The organism is Mycobacterium sp. E2462, assembly GCF_001672685.1.
Lineage (GTDB): Bacteria > Actinomycetota > Actinomycetes > Mycobacteriales > Mycobacteriaceae > Mycobacterium.
This window is the reverse complement of sequence record NZ_LZKC01000457.1, coordinates 1-14,221: the sequence shown is the minus strand read 5'-3', so window position 1 is coordinate 14,221 and position 14,221 is coordinate 1. Positions and strand designations below refer to the sequence as shown.

Annotated in this window: 15 protein-coding genes; 5 read left to right on the top strand and 10 right to left on the bottom strand. The window is 70.0% G+C overall.

The genetic code is table 11. From position 1 onward, the window contains the following. Window positions 1–443: 443 nt before the first annotated feature. The 4 genes from whiA to uvrC are packed head-to-tail and all read right to left on the bottom strand — an operon-like array spanning window position 444 to window position 5,336. A complete protein-coding gene (gene whiA / locus A5714_RS23545; protein WP_068205076.1) occupies window positions 444–1,421 on the bottom strand; it encodes a DNA-binding protein WhiA in 978 nt (325 codons plus the stop codon). After that, window positions 1,418–2,488: a uridine diphosphate-N-acetylglucosamine-binding protein YvcK gene (gene yvcK / locus A5714_RS23540; RefSeq protein ID WP_068289454.1), complete on the bottom strand. Its 1,071-nt coding sequence runs from the start codon at window positions 2,486–2,488 to the stop codon at window positions 1,418–1,420. Before yvcK ends, whiA begins: the two co-directional genes overlap by 4 nt. Then, on the bottom strand, window positions 2,485–3,396 hold the full coding sequence (gene rapZ / locus A5714_RS23535) for an RNase adapter RapZ (RefSeq protein ID WP_068289451.1): 912 nt from the start codon (window positions 3,394–3,396) through the stop codon (window positions 2,485–2,487). Before rapZ ends, yvcK begins: the two co-directional genes overlap by 4 nt. Next, window positions 3,393–5,336 (bottom strand): excinuclease ABC subunit UvrC, encoded by a 1,944-nt coding sequence (uvrC, locus tag A5714_RS23530; RefSeq protein WP_068067224.1) that lies wholly within the window; start codon window positions 5,334–5,336, stop codon window positions 3,393–3,395. Before uvrC ends, rapZ begins: the two co-directional genes overlap by 4 nt. A gap of 110 nt (window positions 5,337–5,446) precedes the next feature. Between uvrC and A5714_RS23525 the strand changes: the two genes are divergently transcribed. After that, the gene (locus tag A5714_RS23525) at window positions 5,447–5,785 is read left to right on the top strand and encodes a hemophore-related protein (protein ID WP_068067221.1); all 339 of its coding nucleotides are present in this window, start codon (window positions 5,447–5,449) and stop codon (window positions 5,783–5,785) included. A 25-nt stretch (window positions 5,786–5,810) separates the two neighbouring features. On the opposite strand, the gene A5714_RS23520 is transcribed toward A5714_RS23525, so the two are convergent. From A5714_RS23520 to A5714_RS23505, 4 genes are read right to left on the bottom strand one after another with little or no spacing between them, the layout of a single operon-like run. Beyond that, window positions 5,811–6,494, bottom strand: coding sequence for a hypothetical protein (locus A5714_RS23520; protein WP_068289448.1), 684 nt, complete (start codon window positions 6,492–6,494; stop codon window positions 5,811–5,813). 18 nt (window positions 6,495–6,512) lie between these two features. Beyond that, complete coding sequence (locus A5714_RS23515; RefSeq protein ID WP_068067211.1) at window positions 6,513–6,980, bottom strand: PH domain-containing protein; 468 nt, start codon at window positions 6,978–6,980, stop codon at window positions 6,513–6,515. Next, window positions 6,977–7,459 carry a 6,7-dimethyl-8-ribityllumazine synthase gene (gene ribH / locus A5714_RS23510; RefSeq protein WP_068289445.1) on the bottom strand — a complete coding sequence of 161 codons (483 nt, stop codon included), beginning with the start codon at window positions 7,457–7,459 and terminating at the stop codon, window positions 6,977–6,979. The genes A5714_RS23515 and ribH overlap by 4 nt, the downstream gene beginning before the upstream one ends. Further along, entirely contained in the window at window positions 7,456–8,733 is a 1,278-nt protein-coding gene (locus A5714_RS23505; protein ID WP_068067207.1) for a bifunctional 3,4-dihydroxy-2-butanone-4-phosphate synthase/GTP cyclohydrolase II, read from the bottom strand. The genes ribH and A5714_RS23505 overlap by 4 nt, the downstream gene beginning before the upstream one ends. Before the next feature lie 242 nt (window positions 8,734–8,975). Between A5714_RS23505 and A5714_RS23500 the strand changes: the two genes are divergently transcribed. Together A5714_RS23500 and A5714_RS23495 are read left to right on the top strand one after the other, a co-directional pair. After that, a complete protein-coding gene (locus A5714_RS23500) occupies window positions 8,976–9,602 on the top strand; it encodes a hypothetical protein (protein WP_068289442.1) in 627 nt (208 codons plus the stop codon). 147 nt (window positions 9,603–9,749) lie between these two features. Next, complete coding sequence (locus A5714_RS23495) at window positions 9,750–10,118, top strand: hypothetical protein (RefSeq protein ID WP_068067197.1); 369 nt, start codon at window positions 9,750–9,752, stop codon at window positions 10,116–10,118. A gap of 18 nt (window positions 10,119–10,136) precedes the next feature. On the opposite strand, the gene A5714_RS23490 is transcribed toward A5714_RS23495, so the two are convergent. Then, the gene (locus A5714_RS23490) at window positions 10,137–10,739 is read right to left on the bottom strand and encodes a riboflavin synthase (RefSeq protein ID WP_068289439.1); all 603 of its coding nucleotides are present in this window, start codon (window positions 10,737–10,739) and stop codon (window positions 10,137–10,139) included. A 117-nt stretch (window positions 10,740–10,856) separates the two neighbouring features. On the opposite strand from A5714_RS23490, the gene A5714_RS23485 reads away from it, so the two are divergent. Together A5714_RS23485 and A5714_RS23480 are read left to right on the top strand one after the other, a co-directional pair. Then, a complete protein-coding gene (locus A5714_RS23485; RefSeq protein ID WP_068067194.1) occupies window positions 10,857–11,564 on the top strand; it encodes an LppX_LprAFG lipoprotein in 708 nt (235 codons plus the stop codon). Beyond that, on the top strand, window positions 11,561–13,117 hold the full coding sequence (locus A5714_RS23480; protein WP_068289436.1) for an MFS transporter: 1,557 nt from the start codon (window positions 11,561–11,563) through the stop codon (window positions 13,115–13,117). Before A5714_RS23485 ends, A5714_RS23480 begins: the two co-directional genes overlap by 4 nt. A gap of 13 nt (window positions 13,118–13,130) precedes the next feature. Here the strand turns inward: A5714_RS23480 and ribD are convergent, their stop codons facing one another. Next, window positions 13,131–14,156: a bifunctional diaminohydroxyphosphoribosylaminopyrimidine deaminase/5-amino-6-(5-phosphoribosylamino)uracil reductase RibD gene (gene ribD, locus A5714_RS23475; RefSeq protein WP_068289433.1), complete on the bottom strand. Its 1,026-nt coding sequence runs from the start codon at window positions 14,154–14,156 to the stop codon at window positions 13,131–13,133. Between the last annotated feature and the right edge of the window lie 65 nt (window positions 14,157–14,221).

Here is a 14,221-nt window from a genome sequence, read left to right as displayed (position 1 = left end):
TGCGGTCGCGTTCGGCGGCCGGCCCAATGGAACGCACCGCCACGACGGGACGGCACGCTCGCGCGAGCCAAACCCCGCTGCTCGGCCCGGTTTTCCCAGTAAGTATGGCGACTCGAGCGTCCGGTAACCACGCGCGCTCGTACCCATGCCTCTCATAGGAAGTAGGTACTTTCTATGAACGTTGACAATGCGTATCCCATGCCGGCACTCGCCGTTCTATTCTTTCGAGGCTAGAACCGCATCCATTCATACTGGCAACGCTTGATTTGGCTCGGCGCATATATTTCTCACATGAAATGTGCCGATACATTTGATCGCCAGTTCCGCGCAATTACGACCGCGCCGTGACGATTGCCCGGTGCCGAGCGGGTGGTTTTCTCGACGCATCGACGCCACCCCGCGTCGCCTTCAGGCTTTGCTCGGTCGGCCGGGGAAGGTATGCGTCAGGCGTCTTCCAGCAGGTCCGGGGTGACCGCCGACTCGGTGTCGGGGATCCCGTCGATCTTGGCCTTGCGGTCGGCCATCGACAGCAGCCGCCGAATGCGGCCCGCCACAGCGTCTTTCGTCATCGGCGGGTCGGCGAGGCGACCCAGCTCCTCCAGGGAGGCCTGCCGGTGTTCGACGCGCAGCTTGCCGGCGGTGGCCAGGTGGTCGGGGACGGTGTCACCGAGAATCTCTAGCGCCCGTTCCACCCGGGCCGCCGCCGCGACCGCCGCCCGCGCCGAGCGGCGCAGGTTCGCGTCGTCGAAGTTGGCGAGCCGGTTGGCCGTCGCCCGCACCTCGCGCCGCATCCGGCGTTCCTCCCACACCAGCCGGGTGTCCTGGGCACCCATCCGCGTGAGCAGCGCGCCGATCGCCTCACCGTCGCGCACCACCACCCGGTCGGCGCCCCGCACCTCGCGGGCCTTCGCGCTGACGCCCAGCCGGCGCGCCGCACCCACCAACGCCAGCGCCGCCTCGGGGCCGGGGCAGCTGACCTCCAGCGCAGACGAACGCCCGGGCTCGGTCAGCGACCCGTGCGCCAGGAAGGCCCCCCGCCACGCGGCCTCGGCGTCGCCGACGCTGCCGCCCACCACCTGGGCCGGCAGGCCACGCACCGGGCGGCCGCGGTTGTCGAGCAGCCCGGTCTGGCGGGCCAGCGCCTCGCCGTCGTTGGCCACCCGTAAGACGTAGCGGGTGCTCTTGCGAATCCCGCTGGCCGACAAGACATGTACGACAGCGTTGTACCCGTAGAGCTCGAAGATGTCCTTACGCAGCCGGCGGGCGACGTTGCCGAGGTCGACCTCGGCCTCGACGACGACCCGGCCGCCGACGATATGCAGTCCGCCCGCGAACCTCAGCAGGGACGTGACCTCGGCGCGGCGCGCGCTGACCGATTTCACGACCAGGCGGCTGAGTTCGTCCTTGACTTCGGTCGTCATCGCCACGCGTCGTCACCCCTTGGTCCGCTGCCAGCCGGTCCGATCCCACCAGTCTGTGGACTTGCACCGTCGACCCGAATCTCCGCGGTGGCCGTGACCGGACGCGCTGCGCGGACCCCGTCCAGGGCCGCCGCGAGCTTGCCCGGATCATGTAAAGGTGTACCAGGTCTGGCCACGTCAGCGAAGTGGACCTCGGCCGAGAGCAGCGTCGCGGTGCGGCGCAGTTGGTCGCGTTCCCGCTCGCTGGGCACCCGGTCCGCGTCGATGATGATGTCGTGCACCGTAAATCCAGGCGCGTGCTGGGCCAGCACGTGCAGGTGCCGCTCCACCGAGAAGCCGGCCGTCTCCCCCGGCTCGGCCACGAGGTTGAGCACGAGGGCGCGCCGGGCGGTGGTCGCCCGCAGCGCGGCCGCCAGCCCCGGCACCAGCACGTGCGGGATGACGCTGGTGAACCACGAGCCGGGGCCCAGCACGACCAGGTCCGCGCCCATGATCGCGTCGACCGCCTGCCGCGTCGCGGGTGGGTCGGTAGGCAGCAGCCGCACCCTTCGCACCTTGCCCGGCGTGGTGGCGATCGCCACCTGGCCGCGGAGCTGCCGGAACATCCGGGGATCCGACTCCAGACCCGACACGTCGGCCTCGATCTGCAGCGCGATCGGGCACATCGGCAGCACCCGTCCCTTGACCCCGAGGATGCGGCCCAACTCGTCCAGGGCCGCCACCGGGTCGGCCAGCACCTCGGACAGCCCGGCCAGCAACAGGTTGCCGATCGGGTGCCCGGCCAGGGCGCCGGTGCCGCCGAACCGGTGCTGCAAAATGGTCGCCCACAGCCGGCCGTGCGGGCTGTCGGATGCCAACGCCGCCAACGCCATTCGCAGGTCGCCCGGCGGCACCACGTCCAGTTCGCCGCGCAGCCGGCCTGAGGACCCGCCGTCATCGGCGACCGTGACCACCGCGGTGACGTAGGGCGTCAGCCGGCGCGCCGCGGACAGCGTCGCGTACAGGCCGTGCCCGCCGCCCAGCGCGACGATGCCCTGGTTGGGCAGGGGCAGGTCCGATGGGCTCATTCGCGGCCCAGATCCCGGTGCAGCACCCGCACCGACAGCTGCGGGTCGGCCTTGAGCAGGCCCATCAACGCCTCGGCGATCGCGACGCTGCGATGCTTGCCGCCGGTGCAGCCGATGGCCACCGTCATGTAACGCTTGCCCTCCCGGCGGTAGCCGTCGACGACCAGAGATAGCAGTCGATGGTAGGCGTCCAGGAAGTCTTTCGCGCCCGGCTGGCTCAACACGTACTCGCTGACCGCCGGGTCCTGCCCGGTGCGGGGCCGCAATTCGTCGACCCAGTGTGGGTTCGGCAGGAATCGCACGTCCATCACCATGTCGGCGTCCATCGGCAGCCCGTACTTGAAGCCGAACGACTCGACGGTGACGCTGGTCGTCGTGCTCGCGTCGCCGCCGAACGCGCGCTCGATGCTCTCCCGCAGGCCCCGCACCGAGAGCGTCGAGGTGTCGATGATCAGGTCGGCGGTCGCGCGCACCGGGGCCAGCATCCGGCGCTCCGCCGCGATGCCCTCGGCCAGCGTCTGGTCGCCCTGCAGCGGGTGGCTGCGGCGGTTCTGTTCGTAGCGGCGCACCAGCATGTCGTCGGAGGCCTCCATGAACACCACCCTCGGGTTGATGTTGCGGGTGGCCAACTCGGTGCGCACCGAGTCCAGGTCGCCGGTGAAGCCGCGCGAACGCACGTCCATCACCACCGCGAGCTGGGTGATCCGCGAGCCCGCGTCCATGCCGAAGTCGACCATCCGGGTGATCAGTTGCGGCGGCAGGTTGTCGGCGACGTACCAGCCGAGGTCCTCGAGCACCTTGGCCGCGGTGCCCCGGCCCGCCCCCGAGAGGCCGGTCACGAGCACGACGTCGATACCGGCCGACGCGCTGACCGGGCGGCCCTGATCGACCTCACCCTGGCCGGTCATCCGTCGGCGCCTTGCTGCTCGGGCCGCAGCGCTTCGAGGACGGCAGCCGCGGTGGCCACACCGATGCCGGGAACGGCGGTGATCTGGTCGACGGTGGCCTCCTTGAGGCGGGCTATGGATCCGAAGTGGGTGACCAGCGCCTTGCGGCGATGCTCCCCCAGTCCCGGCACCGTATCGAGCACCGACGCCGTCATTCGCTTGGATCGCTTGCTGCGATGGTAGGCGATGGCGAACCGGTGCGCCTCGTCACGGACCCGTTGCAACAGATACAGGCCCTCGCTGTTGCGCGGCATGATGATGGGGTCCGGCTCCGAGGGCACCCACACCTCCTCCAGCCGCTTCGCCAGCCCGATCACCGCGACGTCGCTGATGCCGAGTTCCTCGAGCACCGCGCTGGCCGCGTTGACCTGGGGCGCACCGCCGTCGACGACGTAAAGGTTCGGCGGGTAGGCGAACCGACGAGACTTTCCTTCCGGGGAAAGCACATTCGGGTCGGCCTGGTCGGCGAGGTGCCGCTGGAACCGCCGCCGGGTCACCTCGGCGATCGAGGCGACGTCGTCGGAACGCCCTTGGCCGGCCGCTTCGCGGATCCCGAAATGGCGGTAGTCGGACTTGCGCGGCAGCCCGTCTTCGAAGACCACCAGGGAGCCCACCACGTCGGTGCCCTGCACGTGGCTGATGTCGACGCATTCGATGCGCAGCGGCGCCTCGGGCAGGCCCAGCGCATCCTGAATGTTCTGCAGCGCAGCCGATCTGGCGTTGAAGTCGCCGGCCCGCTTCAGCTTATGTTGCTGCAGCGCGTCTTTCGCGTTGCGCTGCACGGTTTCGGCCAGCGCGCGCTTGTCGCCGCGCCGCGGCACCCGCAGCGCGACCCGGCTGCCGCGCAACCCGGTCAGCCAACTGGCCAGCTCCTCGGCGTTGGACGGCAGGCACGGCACCAGCACCTCGCGGGGCACCGGATTGGCGGCCTCGTCGGCGGCGCCCCCCAACTCGGCCTGCTCGCCGTAGAACTGGGTGAGGAACTGCTCCACGAGTTGTTCTTCGCCGGAATCGCCGGCCTCCGCGGACTTTTCGACGATCCAGCCGCGCTGGCCGCGGACCCGGCCGCCGCGGACGTGGAACACCTGCACCGCCGCCTCGAGCTCGTCGTCGGCGAAGGCCACCACGTCGGCGTCGGTGCCGTCGCCGAACACCACCGCCTGTTTCTCCATCGCCCGCCGCAGCGCGCCCAGGTCGTCGCGCAGCCGGGCCGCGCGCTCGAAGTCGAGTTCCTCCGCCGCGGCGTTCATCTGCTGCTCCAGTTCGCGGGCGAACCGATCCGTCTTGCCGGACAGGAAGTCGCAGAAGTCGTCGACGATCTGGCGATGCTGATCCGCGCTGACCCGGCCGACGCACGGCGCCGAGCACTTGTCGATGTAGCCCAGCAGGCAGGGCCGGTCGATCTGGTGGTGCCGCTTGAACACCCCGGCCGAGCAGGTGCGGGCCGGGAACACCCGGGTGAGCAGGTCGAGCGTCTCCCGGATGGCCCAGGCGTGGGAGTAGGGCCCGAAGTAGCGCACGCCCTTGCGACGCGGCCCGCGGTAGACCATCAGCCGTGGAAATTCCTCGTTGAGCGTCACCGCGAGCACCGGGTAGGACTTGTCGTCGCGGTAGCGCACGTTGAAACGGGGGTCGAACTCTTTGATCCAGTTGTATTCGAGCTGCAGCGCCTCGACTTCGGTGTTGACCACCGTCCACTCGACCTTCGCGGCGGTGGTCACCATCTGCCGGGTGCGCGGATGCAGGCTGGCGATGTCGGCGAAGTAGGACGTCAACCGGCTGCGCAGGCTCTTGGCCTTGCCGACGTAGATGACGCGGCCGTGCTGGTCCCGGAATCGGTAGACGCCCGGCTCGACCGGAATGGACCCGGGCGGGGGGCGGTAGGTGGCGGGATCAGGCACCCATCCAGGCTAGTAGTCACCCCGGCGGCGGTTTGGGTGGCTTCCGATCCGGCTACCAACCTTCTAGCTCATCGTTAGAGTGGGGGCAGAGCAATGGAGGGAGTCCGTAAATGATGAAGCGCTCGTGGGCCAAACTGGCCGTCACGTTCGGCGGTCTGGCATTGGCGTCGACCGCTGGGGCCGGGGTCGCCGCTGCCGACCCCGATTACGGTCCGATGATCCACACCACCTGTAGCTACGACCAGGCGATGCGGGCGGTGCACGCGGAGAACCCGATGGCCGCTCAGTACCTGGACCAGTCGCCGCCGAACCAGCAGTTCCTCCAGCAGTACCTGGCGTCGTCGCCGGATCAGCGGGTCAACCTGCTGCACGCGATCGAGCACAACCAGGGCGCGCAGCAGGCGCTGCCCATCTTCCAGCAAATGATGACGGACTGCACCAGGTACTGATTCGCCGGGACTACCCCCACCTCGGCTAGACGGGGTGTCCGGTGATCTGGGCCAGGCGCTTGTAGAGCCAGTCCTCCATCGGAAACGCGGGCTGCGCGTCGCACGCCGAGACCAGCAATACGACGCGCAGCCCGGATCCCAGGCCGAAACCGCAGATCCAGTTCGGTTGGGTCAGCGTCCATGTCATGGCGTGCGCCGACTGGTCGAAGCCGTCCAGCTGGACGGGCCAGGATTTGCCGTCACGCGACACGGCAGTGAAGCCGCGGTGAGCGCTCACGAAGCACTGCGCGACGTTGAGAAACGCGTGCAAGACCACGTGCTCGTCGTCGAACCCGGCGTCGTAAAGGCCGAGCGACTCGCTGTAGGTCTGCGCGCCGCTGAAGCGGTACGCGGAGTCGGCCCGGTCCGTCGCGCCGGGCGGCAGCAGCGGGGAGTCCTGCACCACCGCCGCTGCCTCGCAGTCCGCCGGGTCCGCGCGCGTGAAGTAGTTGTCGCCGAAGGGAATCTGGCTGGCCGCGCCGAACGGCACGGAGTCGCCCGACTTCAACAGCAGGTCGCGGGCGCGCACCCCGGGCGTGTTGACCGTGGCGGGCGGCCCGCCCGACGATCCCGGGGCGCGCACCGCCCGGCCCGTCACCGACGTCGAACAGGCTCCCAGCAGGGTCACCGCCACGACCGCCGCGACGGCCGTCCGCACCTGACGCCCCATCGGCTGATGGTAGCGCGATCAGGCGGTCTGCAAGTCCGGTCGGTAACGCGCCAGCAGCGACCGCACCGTGTCCATCGCGTCCACCGCCCGGCCCTTGTCGACGGCCTGGATGGCCAGCACCGGCACGTACTCGTCGTCGGGCAGGTCGATGCGCGCCCAGCGGTGCCCCGCGGGGAAGGAGACGCCGACGATTTCCGACCAGCCGATCAGCTTGTCGCCCAACAGGTTCCGCACGCACAGACCCGTCGGCCCGACGCGCAGGCGTGGCCGCGCGAACAGCAGCACCAGACCGGCGAGGATCACCCCGAGCACCGCCATCGCCACCTGGTCGGCGGTCTGGAACACCACCCCGCTCGATCGGATCTTGAGCAGGAAGCCCACGGCGATGTGCACCGCGGCGATGACGAAGGCGGCCGCGTAGACGAACACCGGGGTGCGGTGGGGACGCAGCACGACGTCCCAGGTCTCGCGGTTCGGCGACGTCACGACCGGGCGCGCAGCTCACGCAGCGTCAGGGCGGCCGTCAAGGCCGCCTCGGTCGCCTGCGCCCCTTTGTCCTCGGCCGAGGAGGGCAGCCCGGCGCGCGCCAGCGCCTGCTCCTCGGTGTTGGTGGTCAGCACGCCGTTGGCCACCGGCGTCGAGGCGTCCAACGCGACGCGGGTCAGCCCATGGGTCACCGAGTCGCAGACGTAGTCGAAATGCGGTGTCTCGCCGCGTATCACCACACCCAGCGCGACCACCGCGTCGTGGTTGGTGGCGAGCTGCTGCGCCACCACCGCGAGTTCGATGGCGCCGATCACCCGGACCACGGTCGGCTCGTCGACGCCCGACTCGGCCGCGACCCTGCGGGCACCGTCGAGCAGGGCGTCACAGATCGGGCCGTGCCAGGTGCTGGCGACGATACCCAGCCGCAACCCGGACGCGTCGACCGGAGCCGTCTGCGGCACACCGGCGGCAGGGCTCACAGAGCACCGCCGAATTCACCTGGCAGATGGAAGGATTCGTGGAACTCGTCGAGCCCGGCCAAGTCGTGCCCCATCTTGTCGCGCTTGGTCAACAGATAGCGGATGTTCTCGGCGTTGGCGCGCACCGGAAGCGGCACCCGCTCGATGATGTGCAGGCCGTAGCCGTCCAGGCCGACACGCTTGGCCGGATTGTTGGTCAGCAGCCGCATCGAGCGGACGCCCAAATCGACCAGGATCTGCGCGCCGATACCGTAATCGCGTGCGTCAGCCGGTAATCCGAGTTTGAGGTTGGCATCGACGGTGTCCTCGCCGGCGTCCTGCAACTGGTAGGCCTGCAGCTTGTGCATCAGCCCGATGCCGCGGCCCTCGTGGCCGCGCATGTAGAGCACCACCCCGCGGCCCTCACGCGCGACCATCGCCATCGCCGCGTCGAGCTGCGGACCGCAGTCGCAGCGGCGCGAGCCGAACACGTCGCCGGTCAGGCACTCGGAGTGCACGCGCACCAGCACGTCGTGCCCGTCGAAGTTGGCCCCGTCGATCTCGCCGCGCACCAGCGCGACGTGCTCGACGTCCTCGTAGATGCTGGCGTAGCCGATGGCCTGGAACTCGCCGTGCCGGGTCGGGATGCGCGCCTCGGCGATGCGGGCGATGTGCTTCTCGTGCTTGCGCCGCCACTCGATCAGGTCGGCGATGGTGATCAGCGCGAGGTCGTGCTCATCGGCGAAGACCCGTAGCTCGTCGGTCTGCGCCATCGCGCCCTCGTCCTTCTGGCTGACGATTTCGCAGATGGCGCCCGCGGGCTGCAGGCCCGCCATCCGGGCCAGGTCGACGGCCGCCTCGGTGTGTCCGGGACGGCGCAGCACCCCGCCGTCCTTGGCCCGCAGCGGGACGACGTGCCCGGGCCGGGTGAAGTCGTTGGCGACGCTGTCGGGGTCGGCCAGCAGGCGCATCGTGGTGGCCCGGTCCGACGCCGAAATCCCGGTGCCGACACCGTATTTGGCGTCGACGGTCACGGTGTAGGCGGTTCCGTGCTTGTCCTGGTTCACGGCGTACATCGGCAGCAGCCCCAGCCGGTCGCAGATCTCCCCGTCCAGGGGCACGCACAGGTAGCCCGAGGTGTAGCGCACCATGAACGCGACCAGCTCCGGCGTCGCCTTCTCGGCGGCGAAGATCAGGTCCCCCTCGTTCTCGCGCTCCTCGTCGTCAATGACGACGACGGCCTTGCCGGCCGCAATGTCGGCAACCGCCCTCTCGACGGAGTCCAGCCTCGTCATCGTTGCTACCTCGCCGTTCCCGCGGTCAGGCGGGAACACAGTTGATACGGCACCCTCGGAATGCCCCACGTGTTGCATTCAGTATGGACCACGGCGGCATCGCGGTTATTTCCCGCTTCTTGTGAGCTTCGTCCCCGGCCGTCTGCAGGCCCGAGGAGGGAGTTTGCGGCGTTGGCCTGCGCGTGGCTAATCGCCCCGGGTAAACATGAGGCGGTTGGCGCGCGCATCGAAGGAGACGCCTCATGGGTCCGGCGCACACGTTCGCGGTCGCGTTGACGGCCACCGCCACGCTGGCGCTCGCGGGCTGCGGCGGCGACCGTCAGCCCGCCGCGCCGTCACCCACCTCGTCGAGCCCCACCTCCCCGTCGCCCGGGCCGGCCGCGTCGAACCCCGCCCCGCCCAACGCCGTCGCGCCCGCGCTGGGCCAGCCCGGTGACTACACGGCGTTGCTGATCAGCGCGGCCGACGTCGGGCCGGATTTCACCGCCTACGGCGCGCCCACCCAGAACCCCAACGGGGTGCCCGGGGTGGGGCTGAGCTTCAACACCGCCGACACCAGCCGCGTGATCGTCGACGGGGTCACCGTCTTCGCGGACCCGGCAGCGGCCGCACAGGCCATCGCGGGCCACCCGTTTCCCAGCGTCGATCAGCCCGCGCCGCAGCCCTTCCCGGTGGGCCAGCAGGGCGAGATCGCGACGGGGACGTCGCCCGAGAAACAGAACGCGGTCACCGAAGTTCTGTTCGCCGAGGGCAGGGCCACCGTGAACCTGATATTCAAAACCGCGGCCGGCAGCCCGACCCCGCCGGATTTCGTCCTGGACATCGCCCGCAAACAGGATGCGGCCGTCAAGAATGGCTTGCCAAGTTAAGCGAATTTGACCAGCGCGACAATAAAAACGTCCGTGAGCGGCGGGGACGCAGGCCTCGAGCTAAGCGCCGGCTAGGTGCCCGCTGTGCGCACCATTTGCGCAGGGCAAAGCGTTTCACAGGGCTTTCCGAAGGGAATGACCAGTGCCATGAATACCACTTCATCATCACGGCCGTGGGTGCGCCTGTGCACCGCGGCGTTGGCGACCGGCGGCCTGGCCGCCACCGCGTTGGGACTCGCGTCGGGCACCGCCACGGCGGCGCCGCCGCCCGCACCCCTTTATCACCACCACTGGTGCCCCGGCGAGCAATGGGACCCCGGCTGGGGGCCTAACCCGAACTGGAACAACTGCAACGACTGGGACGACAACTACGGCCCGGCCGGCTACGGCGGCGCGCCGCCATGGGCTCCCCCGCCGCCGCCCCCGCCGATCTGGGCGCCGTGGGCGCAGGTGGTGTGGAACGCGCAGGCCAACGGCTGGGGCTACTGGAACGGTCCCGTCTGGATCCCGCTTTAACCAGCGACCGTCGAGCGGCTACTGGCGCGCCAGCAGCCGCTCGACGTACTTGGCGATGACGTCGACCTCGAGGTTGACCTGCGCGCCGACCGGGGCGGTGCCCAACGTGGTGAGCTCGCGGGTCGTCGGGATCAGCGACACCTCGAACCAGTCGCGCGGTTCGTCACCGAGGGCCGACACCGTCAGGGAGATCCCGTCGACGGTGATCGACCCCTTCTCGACGATGTAGCGGGCGACCGTGTCCGGGACCTCGATGCGCACCACCTCCCAGTGCTCGGACGGCGTGCGCGACACCACGCGCCCGGTGCCGTCGACGTGGCCCTGCACGATGTGCCCACCAAGCCGGCTGTTCACCGCCGCGGCGCGCTCTAAGTTGACGCGGCTGCCGACCCGCAGCTCGCCCAGGTTGGACCGGTTGATGCTCTCGGCCATGACGTCGGCGGTGAACTGACCGTCGGGCCGCAGCTCGGCGACGGTGAGGCACACGCCGTTGACGGCGATCGAGTCGCCATGGCCCGCGTCGGAGGTCACGACCGGCCCGCGGATGGTCAGCCGCGCGGCGTCTGCCAGCACCTCCCTGGCCGTGATCTCGCCGAGTTCCTCGACAATTCCGGTGAACATTCTCTAAGGCTAGTCAACGAGCGCCCCGCCGATGAGCTGGCCAAACGGGCGGCGTCGCGCGCCACCACCGCGCAGCGCCCACCAGGGCGGTCGCCCGGACCCTTTACGATGCAGAGTATGCAGACCCGCCGCCGTCTACTGGCCGTCCTCGCATCCCTGTCCCTCGCCACCGCCGTCGTCGCCGGCTGCTCCTCGGGCTCGAAGCAAAGCGGCGGGCCGTTGCCCGACGCGACCACGCTGGTCAAGCAGTCGGCCGACGCCACCAAGGCCGTCAAGAGCGCGCACATCGCGTTGAGCGTCCAGGGCAAGATCCCCAGCCTGCCCATCAAGACGCTGACCGGTGACCTCACCACCGCCCCGGCAACCGCGGCGTCGGGCAACGCCACGATCATCCTCGGCGGGTCGGACATCGACGCCAACTTCATCGTCGTCGACGGCAAGCTGTACGCGGCCATGACGCCGAACAAATGGGGCGACTACGGCAAGGCGTCGGACATCTACGACGTCTCGCTGCTGCTGAACCCCGACACCGGCCTCGGCAACGCGCTGGCCAACTTCAGCAACGCCAAGGCCGAGGGCCGCGAAACCATCAACGGCCAGAACACGGTGCGCATCAGCGGCAACGTCTCCGCGGACGCGGTGAACAAGCTGGCGCCACAGATCGCCGCCAGCGGCACGGTGCCCAGCACCGTGTGGATCCAGGAGGGTGGCGACCACGAGCTGGTGCAGGCCAACCTGCAGAAGAGCGAGGGCAACTCCGTGCAGATCACCCTGTCCAACTGGGGCGAGCAGGTCCAGGTCACCAAGCCCCAGGTGAGCCAGTGACCGCTCAAACCGGACGCCGGGTCGCGATCAGCGCGGGCAGCCTGGCGGTGCTGCTGGGCGCCCTGGACGCCTACGTCGTCGTGACGATCATGCGCGACATCATGACCGACGTCCACATCCCGATCAACCAGCTGCAGCGCATCACCTGGATCATCACGATGTACCTGCTCGGCTACATCGCCGCCATGCCGCTGCTGGGCCGCGCGTCCGACCGGTTCGGCCGCAAGTTGGTGTTGCAGGTCAGCCTGGCGCTGTTCATCGTCGGCTCGGTGATCACGGCGCTGGCCGGGCACTGGGGCGACTTCCACCTGCTGATCGCCGGCCGCACCGTGCAGGGCGTCGCCAGTGGGGCGCTGCTGCCCGTCACGCTGGCCCTCGGCGCCGACCTGTGGGCGCAACGCAACCGCGCCGGCGTGCTGGGCGGCATCGGCGCCGCGCAGGAGCTTGGCAGCGTGCTGGGCCCGCTGTACGGGATCTTCATCGTCTACCTGACTCACGACTGGCGCTACGTGTTCTGGATCAACGTCCCGCTGACCCTGATCGCGATGGTAATGATCCAGTTCAGCCTGCCGTCGCACGACCGGGTGGAGAACCCGGAGAAGATCGACCTGGTGGGCGGCGCGCTGCTGGCGCTGGCCCTGGGCCTGGCGGTCATCGGCCTGTACAACCCGCAGCCCGACGGCAAGACGATCCTGCCGAGCTACGGGTTGCCGCTGGTCATCGGCGCGGTCGTGGTCACGGTGCTGTTCCTGCTGTGGGAGCGCTTCTCGCGTACCCGGCTGATCGAGCCGGCGGGTGTGCACTTCCGCCCGTTCCTGGCCGCGCTGGGCGCGTCCCTGTGCGCGGGCGCGGCGCTGATGGTGACGCTGGTCGACGTGGAGCTGTTCGGCCAGGGGGTCTTGCAGATGAACCAGACGCAGGCCGCCGGCCTGCTGCTGTGGTTCCTCATCGCGTTGCCGATCGGGGCGGTGCTGGGCGGGTGGATCGCCACCCGGATCGGGGACCGCATCATGGCCTTCGTCGGCCTGCTGATCGCCGCGTACGGCTACTGGCTGGTCCACTTCTGGCGGCAGGACGTGTTGAGCCACAAGCACAACGTGTTCGGGCTGTTCCAGCTGCCCGTCTTGCACACCGACCTGCTGGTCGCCGGTATCGGCCTCGGCCTGGTGATCGGGCCGTTGACCTCCGCCGCGTTGCGGGTGGTGCCGTCGGCGCAGCACGGCATCGCCTCGGCCGCGGTGGTGGTGGCCCGGATGACGGGCATGTTGATCGGTGTAGCCGCGCTCAGCGCGTGGGGCCTGTACCGGTTCAACCAGATCGTGGCCAACCTGACGGCCGCCATCCCGCCCGACGCTGGGCTGCTCGAACGGATCGCCGCGCAGGGTTCGATGTATCTCAAGGCATTCGCCTTGATGTACGGCGACATCTTCAGCGCGACGGTGGTCATCTGCATCCTGGGTGCGCTGCTGGGCCTGTTGATCGGCGGCCGCAAGGAGCACGCCGACGAGCCGGAACCGGTTGAGCCGCAGACCGTTTCCCTGGGCGAGCGGTAGGCGCGCCGCCCGGTCAGTGGCCGGGGCGGGGCACCAGGCTGAGCACCAGGTCGGGCCCCACCCGTTCGACGGCGTCGAACTGCCAGCGCGACGCCCGGGCCATGGTCGAGACGCCGACGTCGTCGACCGCGGTGACGGGCCCGCCCAACAGGATCGGCGCCACGTAGCTCAGGATCCGGTCGACGGCGCCCGCCCGCAGGAACGCACCCGCCAGCGTGGGGCCACCCTCGAGCAGCACGTCGGTGCGGTCCGACAGCGCCTTGATCACCTCGGCCGGGTCGCGGGTGCGGATCACCATGGTCCGCGAGTCGTCGTTGAGAACCCTTGCCTCCGAGGGGATTTCGCGCTCGCCGACCACCACCCGCAGCGGTTGCCGCTCGGCCAGTGAGCCGTCGGGCAGCCGCGCGGTCAACGCCGGGTCGTCGGCCAGCACGGTGCCCGTGCCCACCACGATCGCGTCGGCCATGGCCCGGCGCCGGTGCACGTCATGCCGCGAGGCCTCGCTGGAGATCCACTGGCTGGAGCCGTCGGCGGCGGCGCTGCGGCCGTCGACGCTGCTCGCGTATTTCCACGTGACATGCGGCCGGCCGGTCCGCTGCTTGTGCAGCCACTCCCGCAGCGGACCGCCGGCGACCTCGTCGGCCAGCACGCCGGCGCGCACCCGCACCCCCGCTTCCTCGAGCCGGGCCGCTCCCCCGGCCGCGACCGGGTTGGGGTCCGCGACGGCGTAGACCACCGCCGCCAGGTTCGCGCTCAACAACGCGTCGACGCAGGGCGGAGTCTTGCCGTGGTGGTTGCACGGCTCGAGCGTCACCACCGCCGTGCCGCCGGTCGCCAACTCGCCGGCACGGCGCAGCGCCAGCACCTCGGCGTGGTCGCCGCCGGCCGGCTCGGTGCCGCCGACGCCGACCACCTCACCGCCCGGGTCCAGGATCACCGCGCCCACCGGCGGGTTCGGGTAGGTCGTGCCTTTCACGTGCATCGACTGCTCGATGGCCAGGCGCATGGCCGCCTCGATGCCGTCGTCGGGCACGGTCATCCGCGCAGGTGTGGCGACGCCGCGGCGGCCTGGCGCCGCAGCGCCTCGACCGCGGCCTCCGGGTC